The 22,387-nt window shown below is 62.0% G+C and carries 12 protein-coding genes; 4 read left to right on the forward strand and 8 right to left on the reverse strand.

Going from position 1 to position 22,387, the window contains the following annotated elements:
- Window positions 1-176 precede the first annotated feature (176 nt).
- A complete protein-coding gene (locus FXN63_RS22655) occupies window positions 177-3,599 on the forward strand; it encodes an ExeM/NucH family extracellular endonuclease (RefSeq protein ID WP_148817788.1) in 3,423 nt (1,140 codons plus the stop codon).
- A 44-nt stretch (window positions 3,600-3,643) separates the two neighbouring features.
- Here FXN63_RS22655 and FXN63_RS22660 read toward each other — a convergent pair whose 3' ends face one another.
- From FXN63_RS22660 to apbC, 7 genes are all read right to left on the reverse strand, one after another.
- Window positions 3,644-5,308 (reverse strand): ATP-binding protein, encoded by a 1,665-nt coding sequence (locus FXN63_RS22660; protein WP_148817790.1) that lies wholly within the window; start codon window positions 5,306-5,308, stop codon window positions 3,644-3,646.
- Window positions 5,309-5,327: 19 nt separating this feature from the next.
- Window positions 5,328-6,530, reverse strand: coding sequence for a BaiN/RdsA family NAD(P)/FAD-dependent oxidoreductase (locus tag FXN63_RS22665; RefSeq protein WP_148817792.1), 1,203 nt, complete (start codon window positions 6,528-6,530; stop codon window positions 5,328-5,330).
- Window positions 6,530-8,788 (reverse strand): arginine/lysine/ornithine decarboxylase, encoded by a 2,259-nt coding sequence (locus FXN63_RS22670; RefSeq protein WP_148817794.1) that lies wholly within the window; start codon window positions 8,786-8,788, stop codon window positions 6,530-6,532. The genes FXN63_RS22665 and FXN63_RS22670 overlap by 1 nt, the downstream gene beginning before the upstream one ends.
- 295 nt (window positions 8,789-9,083) lie before the next feature.
- Window positions 9,084-9,650 carry a dCTP deaminase gene (gene dcd / locus FXN63_RS22675; RefSeq protein ID WP_148817796.1) on the reverse strand — a complete coding sequence of 189 codons (567 nt, stop codon included), beginning with the start codon at window positions 9,648-9,650 and terminating at the stop codon, window positions 9,084-9,086.
- Between the two features lie 134 nt (window positions 9,651-9,784).
- On the reverse strand, window positions 9,785-13,873 hold the full coding sequence (locus FXN63_RS22680) for a translocation/assembly module TamB domain-containing protein (RefSeq protein ID WP_148817798.1): 4,089 nt from the start codon (window positions 13,871-13,873) through the stop codon (window positions 9,785-9,787).
- Between the two features lie 68 nt (window positions 13,874-13,941).
- Complete coding sequence (locus tag FXN63_RS22685) at window positions 13,942-15,828, reverse strand: autotransporter assembly complex protein TamA (RefSeq protein WP_425468747.1); 1,887 nt, start codon at window positions 15,826-15,828, stop codon at window positions 13,942-13,944.
- A 5-nt stretch (window positions 15,829-15,833) separates the two neighbouring features.
- Window positions 15,834-16,919, reverse strand: a complete 1,086-nt coding sequence (apbC, locus tag FXN63_RS22690; RefSeq protein ID WP_148817800.1) for an iron-sulfur cluster carrier protein ApbC — start codon at window positions 16,917-16,919, stop codon at window positions 15,834-15,836.
- 196 nt (window positions 16,920-17,115) lie between these two features.
- On the opposite strand from apbC, the gene FXN63_RS22695 reads away from it, so the two are divergent.
- From FXN63_RS22695 to FXN63_RS22705, 3 genes are all read left to right on the forward strand, one after another.
- Window positions 17,116-18,435 (forward strand): hemolysin family protein, encoded by a 1,320-nt coding sequence (locus FXN63_RS22695; RefSeq protein WP_148817801.1) that lies wholly within the window; start codon window positions 17,116-17,118, stop codon window positions 18,433-18,435.
- 500 nt (window positions 18,436-18,935) lie between these two features.
- Window positions 18,936-19,691: a hypothetical protein gene (locus tag FXN63_RS22700; protein WP_148817802.1), complete on the forward strand. Its 756-nt coding sequence runs from the start codon at window positions 18,936-18,938 to the stop codon at window positions 19,689-19,691.
- 8 nt (window positions 19,692-19,699) lie between these two features.
- Window positions 19,700-20,590, forward strand: a complete 891-nt coding sequence (locus FXN63_RS22705; RefSeq protein WP_148817803.1) for a tetratricopeptide repeat protein — start codon at window positions 19,700-19,702, stop codon at window positions 20,588-20,590.
- A gap of 63 nt (window positions 20,591-20,653) precedes the next feature.
- Here FXN63_RS22705 and FXN63_RS22710 read toward each other — a convergent pair whose 3' ends face one another.
- Window positions 20,654-22,279, reverse strand: a complete 1,626-nt coding sequence (locus FXN63_RS22710) for an NAD(P)/FAD-dependent oxidoreductase (protein ID WP_148817804.1) — start codon at window positions 22,277-22,279, stop codon at window positions 20,654-20,656.
- Window positions 22,280-22,387: the final 108 nt, after the last annotated feature.

Raw genomic sequence — 22,387 nt, forward strand, 5'->3', positions numbered from 1 at the left:
ACCAAGAAAAGCCCGGCTAGGGCAGATGGCAAACATGACACCCGCACGCAAATGTCACGCAAGGGTCACGTCAGCTTAATGTAAGGAACCCATAGTCCGGCCCTCTTACTTATTACGCGACTGGGCCAGGCGTCTCGACGACAGCAGATGCCTCGGCCCCTAACGGAGTGCCTCTTGTGACTGTGTGGATCAACGAATTTCATTACGACAATGCCAGCGCTGGTGACCAGGGCGAATTCATCGAGGTGGCTGGCGCTGCCGGCACCGACCTGACTGGCTGGTCGTTGGTCCTCTACAACGGCGGGTCAAACGTCAACGCTGCGGTGGTCTACCGCACCATCCCCTTGAGCGGCACGATGCCGGACCTGTCCAACGGCATGGGCGCACTGCGTTTCCTGCCGGGCGTCACCGACGGCATCCAGAACGGCCCTTCCGACGGTTTTGCGCTGGTCGATAGCGACAACCAAGTGGTGCAGTTTCTCAGCTACGAAGGGGTGATCACGGCTGGCGCAGGCCCGGCCAATGGCATGACCAGCACCAACGTCAGCGTCTCGGAAACCAATGCCACCGTCCCAGGCACCTCGTTGCAGCTGAGCGGCACCGGCAACCAGTACAGCGACTTCACCTGGGCCGCGTCCGCCACCAGCACACCAGACGCGCTGAACAACAACCAGAGCTTCACCGCACCCGGCCCTGACACAGCACCGCCACAGCTGATCACCACCAGCGTATCGGGCCTGCAGATCGCCGCCGACATCGTGCTGCGCGTGAACGAAGCTGTGACGCTGGACACCAGCAAGGTCCGCCTGCTGGACAACAATCAACAGACGGTGGACGCGCAGATCACGCTCGATGGTCGAAACGTGCGCATCAACCCGACCGACAATCTGGCCGGTACCCAGACTTACCAGGTCGTGCTCGACGAAGGTGCACTGACCGACACCGCCACCAATGCGTCGGCCGCAGTAACGGTCCAGGTCGAGACTGCTGCGCCGCCTGCGGAATTGCGTATTCATGCGATCCAGGGCACCGGGGCTACCAACGCCCGTAATGGTGAAATCGTCACCATCGAAGCCATCGTGTTCGGCGACTTCCAGAATGGTGACGGTGACGCCAAGCGCGATCTCGGCGGCTTCTTCATGCAGGAAGAAAAGGCCAATCACGACAGCGATGCAGCAACGTCCGAGGGCATCTTCATTTATGAAGGCTCGGGTGCCACGCAGACCAATGTGAATGTGGGTGACCGCGTGAAGGTCACCGGCACCGTCAGCGAATTCGGCGGCAAGACGCAGATCACGGCAACACAGATCAGCGTCGTGCAAGCACAGGCCGTCACGGACGTGGCAGCAGAACTTGCCGTCGAGATCAGCTTGCCGGCCAATGACGTGGTCGCCACCGCAGGCAAGTACCAGCCTGACCTGAAAGCCTACGAAAGCATGCTGGTACGCGTGACCGACAAGCTCACCATCACCGAGCAATTCGACCTTGATCGATATGGTCAGATCACGCTGACCGCGGGTGAACGCCCCTTCCAGTTCACGGCAGAAAATGCACCCAGCACCGCTGGATACGACGCGCACCTGAGGGCGATCGGTGCCAACCAGATCGTCTATGACGACGGCCTGAGCGTTCAGAACGCACCCATCGGCAACCTGGACGGTTTTGCCGGCTACAACACGGCCAATGCCCCGCGCATGGGCGACACCATCGACGGTCTGACGGGGGTATTGGACTATTTTTCCAACGCCTGGCGCGTGCGCTCGGTGGAAGACGGCAGCGTGACGGTGAACCGGGTCAACACCCGCGTGGACGAACCCGAAGATGTTGGCGGCCGCCTGAAACTGGCCGGACTGAACGTGTTGAATTACTTCACCACGCTCAATGAAAACGGCGCACAGACCGAGGTCGGCCTGGCACCGCGCGGGGCCAACAACCAGGCAGAATTCACGCGCCAGACCGACAAGCTGGTCAACACGCTGCTCAAACTCAATGCCGATGTACTCGGTCTGGTTGAAATCGAGAACAACTTCGAAGACAACGCAGCCGGCAACGCGCTGGACTACCTGGTCGACCAGTTGAACGCCAAGCTGCCAAACCCGGCCGATCATTACGCCTGGGTCGATCCCGGCAGCAAACACGTGGGCGGCGACGCCATCGCGGTGGGACTGATCTATCGACCGGCTGTCGTGAAAATCGCAGCAGGCACCACCGTCGCCAAGCTGAATGACGCCACGCTTGCCACGCTGGATGGCGGCCAGGCACTGCTGGACCAAAGCGCCCTCAATCGGGTGTTCGATGGTGAAAGCACCAGCCGCAATCCGTTGGCCGTCACCTTCGAGGAGATCGCCACCGGGGAACAGTTCACTGCCGTCGTCAGTCACCTGAAATCCAAAGGCTCGGCCACCCCGGCAGGCGGCGCTGCCAACGCGGACAATCTGGATGGTGCCGGTGCCTGGAACCACCAGCGCGAACTTGCCGTCACCGCCATCACCAAATGGCTGGCCACCAACCCTACTGGCTCCAGCGACGCCGACCAGGTATTGCTGGGTGACTTCAACGCCTACGCAAAAGAAAATCCGATCAAGCTGCTGGCCGATGCGGGTTACGTCAACGTCGAAGATCGCCTGACCAAGCCGTACTCATATGTGTTCGACGGTCAGTTGGGCACCCTGGACTACGTGCTGGCCAGCAGCAGCCTGAACAGCCAGATCACCAACGTGACGCAGTGGCACTTGAACTCCGACGATGCCGACGCGCTGGACTACAACCTGGACTTCAGCCGCGACCCGTCGATCTACGACAGCAATGTGATCACCCGCGTGTCTGACCATGATCCGCTGCTGATCGGTCTGAATCTGACGAGCACATCGACCACACCGACCCCGACGCAGCCGCCGGCCCCGGTGCCGCCCGCAACGCCGATCGCTGCCCCTCCGGAAGGGGGTGTTACCCAGGGAACCTCGGGCAACGACATCCTGCTGGGTGGCACGGGCAATGACATGCTGATCGGCGGTGGCGGCAACGACACACTGACTGGTGGCGACGGACGCGATCACGCAAGCTTTGGCGGCGTGAGTTCGGCCTTCACCATCACCTTGGGCAGCGATGGCCTGCCGACCAGCGTGACCGGGCCGACTGGCACCAACACCTTGTCTGGTGTCGAACGCCTGGTGTTCAGCGATCGCACACTGGCCTTCGATGTGGATGCCGCGCCGGGACAAGCCTATCGACTCTACGAGGGTCTGCTGGGACGTGCCCCGGATCGTGATGGCATCAGCTTCTGGGTGAATGCGCTCGACGGTAATCCGGATGCGTTGGAAAGCGTGGCCAACGCGTTCCTGAATTCGGTTGAATTCACTGCCCGGGTCGGTGCCATCGATCAACTCGACAACACTGCCTACGTGAACATGTTGTACACGCAGGTGTTGAATCGCGCCGCCGATGCTGAAGGCCAGGCCTTCTGGCGCACGGCACTGGATAACGGTGCTTCGCGGGCCTCGTTGCTGCTGAATTTCTCGGAAAGCAATGAGCACGCTGAAGGCGTGGCTCCGGTGCTGCTGCAAGGCATCGAGCTTGCGCCGGTGGCATTGCCTGCCTGATCGGGTTCGGGGATGCCGCGAACGTGGCATCCCCAACCCAAGGCTCAGGCGTCCAGCATGCCTCTTATGCGTCGCACAAACGTGTCGATGGCAAACGGCTTGGTGATCAGTTCAACGCCGGGTTCCAGCAGCTCGCTGTCGGACAGTGCGCTCTGGGCGTAACCCGTCATGAACATCACCCGAAGCCCGGGCCGCAGCAGCCGCGCCGCATCGGCCACCTGCCGGCCGTTCAGGCCCGGCAGACCGATGTCGGTCACCAGCAGGTCGATATCCCTGCGTGACTGCAACACCGCCAGACCAGCCGGGCCGTCGGCTGCCTCGCAAATGCGATACCCCTGGTCGGACAGGGTCTCGACGATCAGGGAACGGATGACGTCGTCGTCTTCCACCACCAGCACCAGTTCGTTGCTTGCCGGTGTTGGCTCGATCGTATCGACCGCCCGATTGCACCGGGACGGCTCACCGATATAACGCGGCAGGTACAGATTGATAGTGGTGCCTCGACCCAGCGCGCTGTCGATCTGCACCTGCCCGCCCGACTGCCGCGCAAAACCGTAGATCATCGACAGACCCAGGCCTGTACCCTGCCCCAGGGGCTTGGTCGTGAAAAAAGGCTCGAACGCCTTGGACACGGTGTCTGGCGACATGCCCATGCCCGTATCGCTGACGGCAATGCGCACGTACTGCCCCGGCCCGATATCGCCCAGGCGGCGCGCCTCGCCAGCATCCAGCACCACGTTGGAGCTGGAGATATACAGGTTGCCCTCTTCAGGCATGGCATCGCGTGCATTGATGCACAGATTGAGAATCGCGCTTTCCAACTGGTTGGCGTCGCACAAGGTCAGCCACAGATTCTCAGCGCCGTGGACTTCCAGGTTGATACGACTGCCAAGACTGCGACGCAGCAGCTCTTCCATCGACGCGATCAGCGGATTGGCGTCGATGGTGCGTGGATCGAGCGGCTGACGACGCGAAAATGCCAACAGGCGATGCGTCAATGACGCGGCGCGCTCGGCAGACCCCATCGCCCCTTCGATCAACCGTTCGAGATTATCGATACGACCCTGCCGAATATACCGACGAATCAATTCAAGCGAGCCGGTAATACCTTGCAGCAGATTATTGAAGTCGTGTGCAATACCGCCGGTCAGTTGGCCGACGACTTCCATTTTCTGAGCGTGACGCAATTGCGCGTGTGCTTGTTCAAGTTCGGCCGTGCGCGCTTGAACACGCGCCTGCATTTCTTCTTCATGGGCTTTGCGGTGGCGAACATCTCTGAACAACACACCGACGGTACGTGCGGCAGGGTCACCGACTCGAAAGGCAATCACCTCATACCAGCGCCCCAAGGCATCGGCACGATGCTCGAAACGCAAGGTCTGCCCGGTGACGGCCACCCGCCCGTAGGTTTCATACCAGTGGGTTTCATGATCGGGGGCCAGATCACGCATGCATTTGCCGATCGCATTGGTCAGCCCGGTCTGCTGCTCGAATGCCGCGTTGACTTCGACGAATCGATAATCGATGCCGCGCTGGGCATCGTCAAGAATGACTTCGATCACACAAAAGCCATCGTCAAGCGCGCGCAACAAGGCACGATAACGATCGTCATCCGTTCCTACAGGTACCGCGATGTCATAAGCAGCAACCACAAGACTTCCCCGACTAGCCAGCTCCCCTTTCACCTTGGCGGTGAGGGGGCATGTCATTCATTCCCCAGTAAAGCGCTCAAACGGCTTGTGCGCAGGCCGATGCCGATGCCCAGGCCCATTGGAAGTTGTAGCCGCCCAGCCAACCCGTGACATCCACGGATTCGCCAATGAAGTGCAGACCCGGCACGCTGCGCGCCGCCATGGTCTGCTGATCAAGCGCTTTGGTGTCGACACCGCCGCGCGTGACTTCGGCTTTCTTGTAGCCTTCCGTGCCGCTCGGAACGACCTGCCAGTTCTGCAAACTGTCTGCCAGCTTCCTGAGCGACTTGTCCGACACATCAGCAATGCGTTGCGCAGCAAAATCCGCACCTACACCGGCCACATCCGCGCTCAACCATTGCTCTGCAAGGCGACGGGGCAGCAGACCAGCCAGGACCGAGCCAACCTGCTGGCGGTTACCGGGCTTGGCGGTGAGCAAGGCCTCGGCAAGATTTACACCCGGCAGCAGATTGATCTGAATCGGCTGCCCAGGGTTCCAATACGTAGAAATCTGCAGCACCGCCGGGCCGGACAGGCCACGATGGGTGAACAGCAGATCTTCCTTGAAATGCATGCCGGTCTTGCCTGCACCGGTGCGAATATCGACTTCCAGCGCCACACCGGCCAGCGGCGCGAACGGCGTCCACGATGCCGAATCGAAGGTCAGCGGCACCAAAGCGGGGCGAGGCTCGATGATTTTCAGGCCAAATTGACGCGCCAGTTTGAAACCGAAGTCGGTTGCGCCAATGGCGGGAATCGACAGGCCGCCTGTGGCAATCACCAAGGACTTTGCCCGTATCGGCCCACTGCTGGTTTGCAGCAAAAACCCGTTTTCCTGTTGCACCACCGATTCCACGCTGCATGGCATGCGCCATTCCACGTGGCCAATATCGCATTCGCTTTTCAGCATGCGAATGATGGCGTCGCTGCTTTCGTCGCAGAACAATTGGCCGCGATGCTTTTCGTGCCAGCCAAGCCGATACCTGGCCATCAAGGCAAGAAAATCGGCCGGGGTATACCGCGACAAGGCTGAACGACAAAAATGCGGGTTGGCCGACACGTAGTTGGCCGGTCCCGCATCTTTGTTGGTGAAATTGCAGCGACCGCCACCAGAAATGCGGATCTTCTCCGCAAGCTTGGTGGCGTGGTCGATCAGCACCACGCGGCGGCCGCGCTGGCCCGCCAACGCGGCACACATCATGCCGGCCGCGCCGGCGCCAATCACGGCAACATCGAACATCAGGTGGTCTTGACGCAGTCCACGTAGTAGACGGTCTTGCCGTGTTCGTCTTCCACTTCGGCCAAGCCGTGGATGTCGGTCTCGAAGCCCGGGAACTGCGAGTTGAACTTGCGCGCGAATTCCAGATACTGAACGATCGTGCGGTTGAAGCGCTCGCCCGGAATCAACAGCGGAATGCCCGGCGGGTACGGGGTCAGCAGCACGGCAGTGATACGGCCTTCCAGCTTGTCGATTTCGACGCGCTCGATTTCCCGGTGCGCCATCATTGCGAAGGCGTCCGACGGCTTCATGGCCGGTTCCATATCGCTCAGGTACATCTCGGTAGTCATGCGCGCCACGTCGTTTTCACGATAGATGTCGTGAATGCGCTGGCACAGGTCGCGCAGGCCGACCTTTTCGTACTGCGGATGGTCGCGTACGAAATCGGGCAGGATGCGCCACATCGGCTGGTTGCGATCGTAATCGTCCTTGAACTGCTGCAGTGCAGTCAGCAGCGTGTTCCAGCGGCCCTTGGTGATGCCGATGGTGAACAGGATGAAGAACGAATACAGGCCGGTCTTTTCCACCACCACGCCGTGTTCGGCCAGGAAGCGGGTCACGATCGATGCCGGAATGCCGGTTTCACCGAACTTGCCCGACACATCCAGGCCCGGGGTGATGATCGTGGCCTTGATCGGGTCCAGCATGTTGAAGCCGTCGGCCAGACCACCGAAGCCGTGCCAGTCGTCGTTGGGCTTCAAAACCCAGTCTTCACGTTCGCCGATGCCATCGGTAGCCAGCGCTTCGGGACCCCAGACCTTGAACCACCAGTCATCGTCACCGAATTCGTCATCGACCTTGCGCATGGCGCGGCGGAAGTCCAGCGCCTCGAAGATGCTTTCCTCGACCAGCGCCGGGCCACCCGGGGCTTCCATCATGGCGGCCGCCACATCGCAGGACGCAATGATGGCGTACTGCGGCGAGGTGGACGTGTGCATCAGGTACGCCTCGTTGAAGATGTGGCGATCCAGTTTACGGTTTTCCGATTCCTGCACGATGATCTGCGAGGCCTGCGAAATACCGGCCAGCAGCTTGTGCGTGGAGTGGGTGGCAAACACCATCGCGTCTTTGCTGCGCGGGCGGTCCACACCAATGGCGTGCATGTTCTTGTAGAAGTGGTGGAAGGCAGCGTGCGGCACCCAGGCTTCGTCGAAGTGCAGCGTATCGACCGTGTCGCCCAGCAGTCCCTTGATGGTCTCGACGTTGTAGACCACGCCGTCATAGGTGCTTTGCGTCAGCGTCAGGATGCGCGGCTTCTTGCTCTTGTCCTTGATGAAAGGATTGGCGTCGATCTTCTTCTGGATGTTTTCCGGGCGGAATTCGTCCAGCGGAATCGGGCCGATGATGCCTAGGTGATTGCGCGTCGGGCGCAGGAACACCGGGATCGCGCCGGTCATGATGATCGCGTGCAGAATCGACTTGTGGCAGTTGCGGTCAACCACCACGATGTCGCCCGTGGCGACCGTGCTGTGCCAGACGATCTTGTTCGACGTGGACGTGCCGTTGGTCACGAAGTAGCAGTGATCGGCGTTGAAGATGCGCGCCGCATTGCGTTCCGATTCCGCGATCGGGCCGGTATGGTCCAGCAGCTGACCCAGTTCATCGACCGCGTTGCAGACGTCGGCGCGCAGCATGTTCTCACCGAAGAACTGGTGGAACATCTGGCCCACGGGGCTTTTCAGGAAGGCAACACCGCCGCCGTGACCCGGGCAGTGCCACGAGTACGAACCGTCTTGTGCGTACTTGACCAGCTCGCGGAAGAACGGCGGGGGCAGGGATTCAAGGTAGCTCTTGGCTTCACGGATGATGTGACGCGCCACGAATTCGGGCGTGTCTTCGAACATGTGAATGAAGCCGTGCAGCTCACGCAGGATGTCGTTCGGAATGTGGCGCGAGGTGCGCGTCTCGCCGTACAGGTAGATCGGGATTTCGGAGTTGCGGAAGCGCAGTTCGCTGATGAAGGTGCGCAGCTTGGCGACCACATTGGCGACGTCTTCCGGAATGCCGGAACCGAATTCCTCGTCGTCGATCGACAGGATGAACGCACTGGCGCGGCTTTGTTGCTGCGCAAACGACGACATGTCGCCGTAACTGGTGATCCCCAGAACTTCCATTCCCTCGGATTCGAGCGCAGCGGCAAGCGCGCGCACACCAAGACCGGACGAGTTCTCGGAGCGGAAATCTTCATCGATGATGACGACGGGAAAACGAAACTTCATGGGGGTTCCTCGGGCGGAAAAGCGAACGCAGCGGCGAGTGTACTGCGTGACCAGGAGCGGCGCGGACGCAAGCGCCCAGCAATGTAATAACGGCCCCAAGGTTCTCAACAAAAGGTGTCAGGAATGCGAATAGCCGACGTGCATGCGGCCTCTGACGCCTGTGCGATGTACTTATCGTTGCAAGAATGCAACCTTGGGTGGTGCAGAAAGCAGTGCAGAAAAGTCGTGCAGCACAAACTCGGAAAGCATGACGCCCGGTCAGGCCGGGCGTCGTGGCTTGCCTGCGAGTTTCAGGTCAGGTGCGCGGCAGCGTCACGCCCTGTTGACCCTGGTATTTGCCACCACGGTCTTTGTACGAGGTTTCGCACACTTCGTCACTTTCCAGGAACAGGAACTGGGCACAGCCCTCGCCTGCATAGATCTTGGCTGGCAGCGGCGTGGTGTTCGAGAACTCCAGCGTCACGTGGCCTTCCCATTCGGGTTCGAGCGGCGTGACATTGACGATGATGCCGCAGCGCGCGTAGGTGCTCTTGCCCAGGCAAATGGTCAGGGTGCTGCGCGGAATGCGGAAGTATTCAACCGTGCGCGCCAGGGCGAAGGAGTTCGGCGGAATGATGCACACCGGCCCCTTGAAGTCGACAAAGGATTTCTCGTCGAATGCCTTGGGATCGACAATGGTCGAGTTGATATTGGTGAAAATCTTGAATTCATCGGCACAGCGTACGTCGTAGCCATAGCTGCTGGTGCCGTAGCTGACGATGCGCTGGCCATTGACCTCGCGCACCTGGCCGGGCTCGAACGGCTCGATCATGCCGTGCGCAAGCGCAGTGCGGCGAATCCAGCGGTCACTCTTGATACTCATGGTCGGGCCTTGGGACAAATGCATGCGCCGACAAGCCGGCACAACGGTAAAAGACGCCGAATTGTAGACGCAATGGCGGACTTTCCGCCGCCACGACCGCAGGGCCGTGGCGACGGCGGGAGTTCAGTCACCGGTCAGTTGCCGAACAACACCGTGTACATCAGGTCAACGCCGTTGATGGTGCCGCCGCGCCCCACCAGCTGCAGGCGTCGCGAAATCTGATAGCTCAGACGGATCACGCCTTCCCGACCCGCCAGCGCCTGCTCGTAGCTGGCGTAGACGTTATCGGAAATGCGCTTGCCCACAATGAAGAACTCCGTCGCCAGGTCGCTGGTGGACGAAGTACTGTCGCCCGCCACCGTGCGTTCCGGCAACAAGCCGCGCGAACTACCGACATTGCCGGAACGGATACCAAGCTCGTCGACCCCCAGCTGACGCGCCAGCGGCACGCCGTCCTTGTCACCCAGCAAGGCAGTTGCGGCGCTGAGCAGCAGACCAGCATCGGCACCACCAGCATCATCCGGTCCCCGGCCCAGCAGCAGCCAGGACAACTTTTCAACGTCGCTGACAGACGGTTCCGACACCAGCGTGATGCGCGGATGGCGCGCCGATCCGCCCACTTGCACCCCTGCTTGCACCAGCGGGCCGACACGCAAGGCCATGATGTCGAGCAGCGGGTCGTCCAGCGGACCCTGGAAGGTGATCACCCCCCGGCGCACGCTCAGCGACTGGCCATAGGCGGCGTACTGACCACCAATGGTGCGCACCGAGCCGTTGGCGCGCAGGTTGCTGCCCTCGCCCAGAATGCGCAGCTTGCCGGCAAGCGCCGTGTCGATGCCCATGCCGCGCAGGTAGAAGCGGTTGCCCAGGTCTACGGATACGTCGATGGATACACCCGTGCTGTTGCCGCGTGCGGGGGCTTCACCGGTGGTGCGTCGGATCACGACATCGGAATCGAGCGTGGCCGGCGAAGACGTACCCAGGAACACCCAGCCCGCGTCGACCGTGGTTTCGCCCACGATGCGCAGACGGCGGGGCGCGGCTTCCACGTTGATTTCGCCGCTGATGGCAATGAAGCGATCCGCGCGCTGCACGGCGGGGAAGTGCTTGGCGACCACCTTGGCTTTGCCGTTGGCACCGGTCAGCAACCATTCGCCGGTGATGACAACTTCGCCTGATTTGGCTTCGGCACCATTCATCCAGGCCAGGATGCGGTCGTCGCGCGGGGTGGCCCGCATGACCGACGGGAAGCGCAGCGAGTCGATGACGATGCGATCGTCCACCAGACGTGCCTGCAAGGTACCGTCCAGCAGCCGCACGCCGTCGTCAATGCGAACCACACGCAGGCCTTCGCCCTTGACCGTGCCACGCGCGCCCCAGACACCTGCGTCACGACGGATGCGCACATCACCCGCCACCCGGCCGCCGACTTCCAGCGTGTCGCCTGTGAACAGGCTCAACCAGGCCAAGTCCTTCACATTCAGGGATAGGTCGGCCTGCGCGGGTTTGGATTCATCGAGCGACAGCGAACCGACGCTGGCGATCAATTCTGCCTCGCCGCGTCCCTTGACGGTGCCGATACGTTCACCAGCCAGGTCCAGTTCTACCGTCAATCGGCTGTGGCCCGGCGTGCGCGTCGGCTCGGCGCGGACATCTGCCAGCAAGGCGGTCAGGCCCAGCGGCACCGGCGGGTCACCCGGAATCCAGACGTCGCCACTGCGACGACCCAGCCGCGCCGTACCAGCCAGCGCGTCGGCAAAACGCAAGTCCCACTCGCCATCGACCAGAATGCGGCGATCGGCCAGGGGCGCGTTGGGCACTTCCTTCTTGCGCACACCGCCGTCACCAAACCAGGCGGTCATCAGTTCCGGCGACCAGGCCAGCCCGTTGATGCGACCCTTGGTTTCCCAGCGCCCTGCGCCGCCACGCGAACCCGCGTGTTCAATGACCGAGGGGTCGGTTTCCGGCAAGCTCAGGCGAATGCCCGTGGCACCCACTTCCCATTGCCATGCCGGGCTGCGTGCGTCGGGCAGGTAAATGATGCTGACCGGCCGCGTAAGCGCCACGGCCACCGGTTTGCGTTTTACGTCCAGCGTGGCCACTGTGCCGCGCCAGCCGGTCAAGGCAGCGTTCGGCTGGCCTCGCACACCTGTGCCCCATCCGCCATTGAAGCTGGTGCGAATGGTGGCGCGTTCGGTCTGCGGCGGTGCAGGAACGATTTCCGCATCGACCGAGCCTTCATGCTTGGCCAGCGTGCCTGACACCACCAGCGCTGCCTTGCTGACCGAGGCTTGCGGTGCGCTGGTGACGCTCAGGCCTTCGATGCGCACGTCCGCACTGACGGGGGATTGAGCAATCGCCACACGCTGCCCCGTCTTGCCCAGCGATGCCTTGCCTTCAATGCGATCCAGCACCACGCCACCCGGCAGCTTCAGACGGCTGCCATCGAGCGTGGTGTCGATGACGGGGGTATTCAGATTACCCACGACCTGGCCCTTGGCAGCCATCTTGCCGCCCAGACCGGGCCACAAGGCTTCCAGCGTGGGCAATTGCAGGTCGAAGCCCAGGCGATCCTTGTCCCCGCCCACGCTGCCTTCCACTGCCAGGCGGTTGTCGGCAATGTCGAGCGTCGCCAGCAGGTTGGACAGCGTCGTTTCCGTGAAGCGCGTGGAAATCTTGCCGGACAAGGGGCGGCGGTTCCAGCGGCTGGCCGGGTCAACGGTGACGCGCGCGCTGCCCTGAATGGCGGGCGACAAGGCACCGTCGACATCGGCCTGTGCCGTCAGGTTGGCGGGCGGCATCGACCATCCCGGCACCCAGCGGGCCGGATCGAAATTCTGCAGTGCCAGCTTGGCCGCGAACTTGCGTGTGCCGGCAAGTTCCAGGCGACCGCTGGCAGTGGCCTTGGCATCACCGGCGCTCAGAATCGCCTGCGAGATATCAACGACTTCGTTTTCCAGCTTGGCACTGAGGCGCAGCGCAAGCGGCGTCTTGTTGCCTTGCTCGCGCAGGTCGGCTTCAACGATCTGCCGGGTCTGGTTGGCATCGAAAGAAATCGGGCCTGACAGTTTGGTGGGCACCGCTGCGGTGTAAAGCAATGCGGCGTTCACATCGGCCAGCGTCAGCTTGCCGACCACCCGATCAACCGGCGCGTCGGGCGTACCCTGCCGACGCCAATCGACATTGCCCTTCACGCTGCCTGCACCGGGCAACTGGATCACGATGTCCGACAGCTGGGCGGCATCCAGCGTGGCCAACGGCAAAGCCAAGATGGCTCGCACGTCCGTGACGGGGATTGCCCCCGTGTCGTAGGCAGCGGCCGCGCCATTGTGTACCCACAGCGGCCCTTGCAGACGTGGTTGTCCGCTGGGATCGGTGGTCACCACACTCAGGTCGCTGCCGATTTCAAGACTTGCACGCGGTGCACCCGGCACCCAGGCAGCGGGGTCAACACCACGCAGATTCAAGCGCGCAGCACGCAGCGGGAAACCACCATCCAGCAGGCCAGCGCGCACCAGTCCCTCGACGGATACGCCTGATCCTTCACCACGCAGGTTCAGTTGCAGATCGTCCAGCGAACCCGTTGCCCCGGCGTGCACATTGAAGCGCCGTTCGCCCTGTCGTACCTGGCTATCCAGTTCGCTTTGAATATCGAAGGGCTGGCTTGCGCCCAGATTGACCGTGCCACGCAAGGTTGCATCGGCATCAGGGCCAAGCACCTTGATGCGGTTCAAGGTCAGCCGATACCCATCGAGCCGGGCGACCACACTGGCATCGAGTTCGGAAATCGATACCGGCAAGGGTTTGCCGTTCTGTGAAATGTCGAGCGTGCCCAACTGCATACGTTCCAGATCGACCTCGATCGGCAAGCCGATAGAGGCCGGGAAACCCGAAGACGGCGTGTCATCCGGCCCTGAAATGGTGTTGACCGACAGGCGCTGCGCAGCAAGCTCGATGACCTGCACGCGGCGGTTGCGCAAGGCCGTCCAGTTGACGGTGACGCGCAGCTTGTCGGCGCTCAGGTCGATGGTGGGATTGGCAAACTGGAAATGCTCGATGGTCAGCCCATCAAGCAGCGTGCCCTGTACGCCGTCGACCACGCCGGTTCCGCCGGATTGCTCCAGGCCGGTATTCAGTGCAAAGCGCGCACCGTTGGTCGAGGCCAGCAACCAGGCCAGCCCGCCAACAATGGTCAGCAACAAGACCAGCAATACGCCTGCCATCCACCACAGCCAGCGGCGGCTCCGTTTGCGGGGTGCCTCCGGTTGCGGAACAGGCTGTACGTCGGGCGTCAAAAGGCAATCCCCAAAGAGAAGTGCAAGCGCAGGCGGGAATCGCGGATGGCGTAGGCCACGTCAAGGTTGAGCGGGCCGGCGGGTGTGCGCACCCGGGCACCGACGCCAACACTGGCGGCCAGGTCCATGTTGGTGAAGCTGTCGGCCACGTTGCCGGCGTCGGCAAACACAGCGGCACCGAAACGCTCGTCAAAGAAGCGCGTGTATTCAACGCTGCCGACCAGCAAGGATTTGTCACCCAGGATCGCGCCGTTCACATCGCGGCCCAGGCCCAGATAACGGTAGCCCCGCACCGTGCGGGCACCACCGGTTCGATAGCTGAAGTCTTGCGGCACGCGCAACAGGTCGCGCGCCCACAATTGACCGATTTCGCCGCGAATCGTCAGCACGTCACGTTTGGCAATCGTCCACCAGCGCTGCGCACGGAAATTCAGGCGACCGAACTGATTGCCGCCATCAAGCTCGGTACCCAGGCCCGCACCGACCACCAGCAAGGTGCCGTCGCGCGGGTCGTATTTGTCGTTCACGTCACGGCGCAGCCATTCGACCGTGGTGGTGGCCGTGTTGGTACGGAATGAGGGGATGCCCAGAATGCCGACTTCTTCGGCCGCGATACGTGCACCCAGGCGGGTTTCGTATTCGGCACGGGAATTCGGGTTGCCGGCACGACGCGTGTACAGACGCGTGCCGCCAAGCGCCAGGCGTTTGGTCTTCACGTCTTCGATGTCGGAATCTTCGACCAGCACACCCACGCTGTCGCGATAGCCCTTGCCCGCAGTCGGCGGGAAATGCACATCGAAATAGCCAAGCTTGCGCAGCTTGTCCAGACGCAAGCCGGTCTCCACCGCAATCGGATAACCCAGCACCACGTTCTGGCGGTAGACGGTTTCGGCCCGCAGACCAGCTTCATCATCAATACCAAAGATGATGTTCATGCGCCGGGGGCGGGATTCCGTCACCTCGACGTTGATGGGCACCGTCACATCGGTCAGCGGCCCACCGCCTGCGTCTACCCCCGGTGGAACTTCCGGGCCAACCCGCGCACCAGCCAGCTGCTGGGTGTCGATATCGATTTTCACGCCGTTGAAAAACGCCGTGCCCTGCAATTCCTGCTGCCAGTCAGTCAGCTGACCACGGTCGAAACGTTCGCCGGGCGCAAAGCGCACATAACGCTCCACCAGCCCTTCCGGCACGCGTTTCAGGCCAATCACCTTGACTTCGCCCAGATGCACGGCGGGCCCGCTGTCCAGCGTCAGGTGCAGGCGCACCCGTGCCCGTTCGGCATCCACGTCGGCAATGCTGTCGGCCCAATATGCGGTCGGGAAATCGCGTCGCATGGCGCCATCGAGCATGGTGCGCTTGGCGTCTTCCCAGGCTTCATTGCGAAACGGCTGGCCCACTTCAATGTTCCAGGCTTCGCGCAATTCCTTCACGCGCTGGGTCCACTTGGGGCCGGTGATGGCACCGTTGAACTCGATCAGCACATCTTCGATGATGGCGCGCTCACCGGGAACAATCGAGATGTCCCAGGTTTCGCCGCCGATATCCGTGCCTGCCTCCAGCGTTACTTCCGGGCGGAAATAACCTTCGGTCGACAAGGCGGTGATGGCGGCATCTTGCGCCCGTCTACGCAGACGGGCGGCTTCACCACCATCCTGATCTTCCGCCAGTGCCGCAATGGTCTGCACTGCCTGGTTGACGGCCTGCAAGGCAGACGAATCGATGCCACCCGGATCGATGACGATTTCAGGCTTGGCGGCCCACACGTTGCCAGCACAGAACAAGGCCGCGCTCACACCGACCACTTGCAGCCAGCGCGCACTTGTCGAGGCGATCAGCTGCGGGCCAGCCAGGACGGGTAGCCGTAGTCGGGTGAGGCGAATCAGAGTCACGTGTTCTGTACAACGATCGTGGGGAATTTGCTGGTCATGTCACGGGCGCGCGCGGCAATCCGCACAGCCACGCGACGGGCGATGGTCCGATAAACGGCAGCGATTTCGCCATCGGGCGCGGCAACGACCGTCGGTCGGCCGGAATCCGCGTCCAGGCGAATGCCCAGGTCCAGGGGCAAGCCACCCAGATAAGGCATGTCATATTCCTTGGCCAGTCGTTCACCGCCGCCTTCGCCAAAGATGTGCTCGGCATGGCCGCAGTTCGAACAGATGTGAACCGCCATGTTTTCAACCACACCCAGAATCGGGATGCCGACCTTCTCGAACATCTTCACGCCCTTGCGTGCATCCAGCAGCGCGATGTCCTGCGGCGTGGTGACGATCACCGCACCGGTCACCGGCACCTTCTGGGCAAGCGTCAGCTGAATGTCGCCGGTACCCGGCGGCATGTCGACGATCAGATAGTCCAGGTCTTTCCAGTTGGTCTGGCGCAGCAGTTGTTCCAGCGCCTGCGTGACCATCGGGCCACGCCACACCATTGGCGTGTCGGTGTCGATCAGGAAACCGATGGAGGCGGCCTGCAGACCGTGTCCTTCCATGGGTTCCAGGGTTTTGCCATCCAGGCTTTCGGGCCGGCCGGTGATGCCGAGCATGGTCGGTTGGCTGGGACCGTAGATGTCGGCGTCCAGCATGCCGACACGCGCGCCTTCGGCAGCCAGTGCCAGCGCCAGGTTCACGGCAGTGGTGCTTTTGCCCACACCACCCTTGCCTGAAGCCACGGCGATGATGTTGCGCACGCCGGGCAGCAGCTTCACGCCTTGCTGCACGGCATGGGCCACGATTTTCCAGCGAACAGTGACCACGCTGCGGGTGGCCCCCGCCGCTGCAAGCGCCTGTTCAACCTGTGCCTGGATCGGCGCGAGTTGCGATTGCGCCGGGTAACCGAGTTCAATGGCAACACCGACGTCACCACCGCCAACCTGGATATCCTTCACGCAGCCGCCGCTGACGAGGTCCTGGTCGGTGTTCGGGTCAACCACGGTGCGCAGCACCTCACGGACCCGCTCGACTGAAAGGCTCATACAAAATTCCGCAGTAAAGCCCCGGCTGGGCAACCGAGCGCTTCCCGGCCGCACCGCATTGGGGCGGTCGAAGGGCTAAAGCATAGCGGATACCACTTGGGCAAGTTGCCTCAAACGGTATCCGTTATGCTCACAAGTCCTGCATTTACACGGCTCGACAGGACCCTGCGGGGTTTGTCCGAACGCATCCGACACCATGGATTTAACGCTTCCCCTCGTTCTGGTCGCGCTGATTGTCTTCAATGGCATTTTCGCGATGAGCGAAATTGCTGTGTTGACCGCACGCAAGGCACGGCTTCAACAACTGGCCGATGACGGCGATGCACGCGCCCGCGCTGCGCTTGAGCTGGCTCAGAATCCCACCCATTTCCTGTCCACTGTCCAGATCGGCATTACCTCGATCGGCATTCTGATCGGCGTGGTGGGCGAAGACGCGCTGGCCGCCCCGTTTGCCGAATGGCTGCGCCAGCATGTGACGGTCATTGCCCCGTGGGCCAATGGCGTTGCGCTGGCTGTCGTCGTGGTCGGCATTACGGTCACGTCGATCGTGGTGGGCGAATTGGTACCCAAGCGCCTTGGCCTGATGAATCCCGAAGGCATCGCGCGCGTGGTTGCCTTGCCGATGCGCCTGCTTTCCTGGATATCGACGCCGCTGGTGAAGCTGCTGGGCCTGATCACTGACGGACTGTTGCGCCTGATGGGCGCGCGGGAATCGCAGGACCCGGTGATTACCGAGGAAGAAATTCAGGTGTTGATGGCGCAAGGCACGACCGCCGGCATTTTTGGGCAGTCGGAACAGCAGATGGTGCGCAATGTGTTCCGTCTGGACGAGCGCAAGCTGTCTTCGCTGATGGTGCCGCGTGCCGATGTGGTGGTGCTGGATGTCGATCAGCCGCTTGAACAGACGATGGCGCGCATCGAGGAATCGCACCATTCTCGTTTCCCGGTGGTACGTGGGGACTTTTCCAATGTGGTGGGTTTTGTGCGCGCCAAGGATTTGCTGGCGCAGGCGATGACGGGCACCCGGCTGGATCTGCAATCGTGCCTGACGCCTGCGCTGTACGTGCCGGAGACGCTGACGGGTAGTGAGCTGGTGGAAAATTTCCGCGATGCGCGGGTGCAGATCGCGCTGGTGGTGGATGAGTACGGTGATGTGCAGGGCCTGGTGACGCTGCGTGATGTGCTGGAGGCGATTGTCGGTGAGGTGCACACGACGGTGGCGGGGCTGGAGGATTTGCCGGCGGTGCAGCGGGCTGATGGGTCTTGGCTGTTGGACGGAATGATCGATGTGGGTGATCTGCAGGATCGTCTTGGTTTGCGCAAGCTGCCTGGGGAGTCGGGGGAGGACTATCACACGCTGGCGGGGATGGTGATGTGGGTGTTGGGGCGGATTCCGAAGACGGGGGAGTATGTGGATTGGGAGGGGTGGCGCCTGGAAGTCGTTGATATGGATGGGAATCGGGTGGATCGGTTGATGGCTACTAAGTTGCCTGAGGATGAGGTGTTGATGGGGTAAGGTTTTTTCTTGCCTTGTCTGTTTGTTCTGTAGGCGGCGTCGACAATGCCACCAGCCGGGCGCTGAGGGCTCCGGTCCTGGCTGCGCCAGGACTTCCCGGATTTGAGTACGTTCGCGGGGCGGTCGCGAACTCGCGGGGTGAACAAGCCCCCGGCTTGTTCACAAGCGTCCCGCTCAAACATGCGCTCCCTTGCCTCCCCGCGAACGTACCCAAATCCGGCGGGCCCTATGCGCCCGGCTGGTGGCATTGCCGTCGCCTCGGAGTGACATGACTTGACGAGCTTCGCTGGGGGTGGCGGAATGGATCAGTAACAGGCGTAAGCGCCGCGTGGGCGTCGATGACGGTAGGATCGGCGGCCACGGGATTGCTGAGGCGGTCCTCCTGCAAACCGCTGTGCTTGTCGACCTTGGTTCGGCCTTGGTGTCGGCGGACACGACTGAACAGGATGCGGTGCATGTCGTTTCGATACGCGATTCTTCCCTTGTGCGTTGGTGTGCCGTTGGTGCTGTTGGGCTGCAAGGACAGTGCGGCGCAGAAGGTTCAGGCTGATGTCACGATTTATTTGTCGGGCGAGATTTGGGCGCGTGGTGGGGCGGTGAAGGTCAATCCGTTGCCGGTGTCGCAGGCGCGGTGGCGTGAGGTGCTGGCGGCGGACAATGTGGTGATTGCGCCGCCTGGCGACTTGAAGCCGATTGCGCCTGATGGCAAACGCATGACGGTAGTGGTGGACAAGCAGTATGCGGATGTGCAGTTTTTGTATCCGGAAGGCAGGGGAAATTTCACGTTCCGGTTCAAGCCGCATCCCGATGAGAAGATTCCCGCTGCTGAGCGCAGTGTGCGGATCTTGACGATTGGTGGTGTGGATTCAAACACCAATCTGGGCGAGGAGATGAAGGTGGGGTTCAAGGGAATGCCGACTGCGGGCATTCAGGTTTTCCACATCATCGCGCCTGATACCAATGAACGTTCGGCACGTGTGCTGGCGGGGGTGGCTGACCCGATCAATGGGATGGCGATGACCTGCGCGATGCGGTCGGCTACCAGCGTCTGCACGCATGATGCGCAGACGTGGCAGACCATGGTCGTGCAGTGGGAAAAGGAAAAGATCGAGCTGGATCAGGAATATCGCAGAATGGCGGCGCTTGAGCGCTGCTATGACGGTGCGGGGCTTCAGCGCGGCAAGGGCACGTGCGAGCCGACAGTGGACAGTCAGGGCGAGACGACTTACACGTTCCGCCTCACCACAGGGTCGTAGGGGCGTTCATGGCGACGAGCGTGGTTGGACGATGGCTCAATACCTGGGCGGACCGGGTGTTTGAACGCATGATGCGCAAGCCGCTGCCAGGCAAGCCGTGGGACCACCTGTATCAGCTTGGCGCGCAGACCTTGCAGCAACGCGCTGAAGGGGGCGACGCCAAGGCGGCTTATGTGCTGGGCGACATGTATGACCAAGGCTCGTATGGCGTCAGAAAGAACCTGAATGCCGCCATCAAGTGGTATCGGCTGGCTGCGGAGCAGGAAGATGGCGATGCGCTTAACAATCTGGGCAGCATGCACCAGCACGGCGATGGGCTGCCGCAAGATATGGAACAGGCGCGCATGTACTTTGAACGCGCAGCCGCAGCCGGCTGCGGTGTAGCCATGAACAATCTTGGCCATTTCCACAACCATGGCCGGGGTGGTCTGGTCGCAGATCCGGCTGCTGCCGTGAAGTGGTTCAAGGCGGGCGCGTGCCGCCACGACGGCAATGCACTGGTGTCTTTGGGCTACGCGTATTCCAAGGGTACAGGGGTGCGCAAAAGTCCTTTGCGCGCTATTTACTGGTACCGCCGCGCGGCGCTCGCCGGTGACCACAAGGGTGCTTACAACCTGGCTGTCGGCTACTGGTATGGCGTCGATCTGATGGAGGATCACCGCAAGGCGATCGGCCTGCTGCGCGCATCAAGCGTCTACGACCATGCCGGCACCAACTTCCTGCTGGGCCGCGCCCAGTTCGAAGGTCTGGGAATGACAAAAGATCTTGGCGAAGGCCTGCGCCTGCTGCGCCGGGCAGCCGATGCAGGCTACGAACAAGCCCACGACTACCTGCAGCAGACGCGGTATGCGACGCCGACCCGGACGGTCCCAGGCGCTAAGCCGAACACCCAGACCTAGCAAGGGCCGGCAAACCGAGCTGACTCGATTCCCGACCCGGGCGCGCCAAGCAACAGGACGCGTTTATTCGGGCCGCGTGCCGCCGGTAATCGCCAATGCCACGGCTTCGGCCACGCGGATGCCATCCACCGCCGCCGAGAAGATGCCGCCCGCGTAGCCCGCGCCTTCGCCTGCGGGGTACAAGCCACGCGTGCTGCGACTTTGCAGGTCGTCGTTGTTGCGGGTGATGCGGATCGGCGACGAGCTGCGCGTTTCGACCCCGGTCAGCACGGCATCGTGCATCGAGAATCCACGAATCTGACGATCGAATGCCGGCAGGGCTTCGCGAATGGCTTCGATGGCGTAGGCGGGCAAGGCGCTGTCCAGCGAGCCAAGTTTTACGCCCGGGGTATACGACGGCTGCACGCTGCCAAGCGCAGTGGACGGGCGACCCTTGATGAAGTCGCCCACCAGTTGGCCAGGGGCTTCGTAGGTGCCGCCGCCAAGCTCGAAGGCATGCGATTCCAGCTGGCGTTGGAAGTCCATACCGGCCAGCGGGTTCTCGGGGTAGCCGGGGAAATCCTCCGGGGTGATACCCACCACGATGCCGCTGTTGGCGTTGCGTTCGTTGCGCGAGTACTGGCTCATGCCGTTGGTGACGACACGACCGACTTCAGACGTGGCCGCCACGACGGTGCCACCCGGGCACATGCAGAAGCTGTAGACCGAACGACCGTTGTTGGCGTGGTGCACCAGCTTGTAGTCGGCCGCGCCAAGTTCGGGGTGGCCGGCGAAGGGGCCGAAACGACACTGGTCGATCAGGGATTGCGGGTGTTCGACGCGGAAACCGATCGAGAAGGGTTTGGCTTCGACGAACACGCCGCGCTTGTGCAGCATCTCGAAGGTGTCGCGGGCGCTGTGACCGACGGCCAGCACGACGTGATCGGCCCGCAGGCGTTCGCCGCTGGCAAGCACCACGCCACGGATGCGACCGTCTTCGATTTCCACATCGTCCACCCGACACTCGAAGCGGTATTCACCGCCCAGCGATTCGATGGTCTCGCGCATCATTTCGGCCATCTTCACCAGGCGAAAGGTACCGATGTGCGGTTTGCTGACGTACAGGATTTCTTCGGGTGCATCGGCCTTGACGAATTCGTTCAAAACCTTGCGACCGTAGTGATGCGGGTCTTTGATCTGGCTGTACAGCTTGCCGTCCGAGAAGGTGCCGGCACCGCCTTCACCGAACTGCACGTTCGATTCGGGATTGAGTTCACCCTTGCGCCACAGGCCGAAGGTGTCCTTGGTGCGTTCGCGCACGGCCTTGCCGCGCTCCAGAATGATCGGTTTGAATCCGCTCTGGGCCAGGATCAGCGCCGCAAAGATGCCACAGGGGCCGGAGCCGATGACGATCGGGCGGTGTTCCAGGTTGGCAGGAGCCTGCGCGACAAACTTGTAGCTCATGTCGGGCGTTGCGCCGACATTGCGGTCGCCGCGCATCTTCTTCAGTACCGCTGCCTCGTCGCGCAATTCCACATCCAGCGCGTACACAAAGACGATTGCCGACTTCTTGCGCGCGTCGTAGCTGCGCCGGAAAACGGTCCATCCGAGCAGATCGCCCGCAGGGATGCCCAGGCGCGCCAGGATGGCATCGCGCAATGCGGACTCGGAATGGTCCAGCGGCAAAGAGACTTCAGACAGGCGCAACATGGGGGAAAGACAATCCAGCAGAATTCCGGGAAGGCCCATATGTTAACGAAGCTTGGTCAGAATTAACGAAGCTTGGTCAAAAGCCTGAACAAAGCCGAGCTTTCCGGT

Source organism: Pigmentiphaga aceris, from assembly GCF_008119665.1.
GTDB lineage: Bacteria > Pseudomonadota > Gammaproteobacteria > Burkholderiales > Burkholderiaceae_B > Pigmentiphaga > Pigmentiphaga aceris.

Excerpts from the sequence above, each read along its gene's own strand:
- FXN63_RS22660 (WP_148817790.1), bottom strand. The coding sequence starts at position 5,308 with ATGACATGCCCCCTCACCGCCAAGGTGAAAGGGGAGCTGGCTAGTCGG.
- FXN63_RS22665 (WP_148817792.1), bottom strand. The coding sequence starts at position 6,530 with ATGTTCGATGTTGCCGTGATTGGCGCCGGCGCGGCCGGCATGATGTGT.
- FXN63_RS22670 (WP_148817794.1), bottom strand. The coding sequence starts at position 8,788 with ATGAAGTTTCGTTTTCCCGTCGTCATCATCGATGAAGATTTCCGCTCC.
- dcd (WP_148817796.1), bottom strand. The coding sequence starts at position 9,650 with ATGAGTATCAAGAGTGACCGCTGGATTCGCCGCACTGCGCTTGCGCAC.
- FXN63_RS22680 (WP_148817798.1), bottom strand. The coding sequence starts at position 13,873 with ATGGCAGGCGTATTGCTGGTCTTGTTGCTGACCATTGTTGGCGGGCTG.
- apbC (WP_148817800.1), bottom strand. The coding sequence starts at position 16,919 with ATGAGCCTTTCAGTCGAGCGGGTCCGTGAGGTGCTGCGCACCGTGGTT.
- FXN63_RS22695 (WP_148817801.1), top strand. The coding sequence starts at position 17,116 with ATGGATTTAACGCTTCCCCTCGTTCTGGTCGCGCTGATTGTCTTCAAT.
- FXN63_RS22705 (WP_148817803.1), top strand. The coding sequence starts at position 19,700 with ATGGCGACGAGCGTGGTTGGACGATGGCTCAATACCTGGGCGGACCGG.
- FXN63_RS22710 (WP_148817804.1), bottom strand. The coding sequence starts at position 22,279 with ATGTTGCGCCTGTCTGAAGTCTCTTTGCCGCTGGACCATTCCGAGTCC.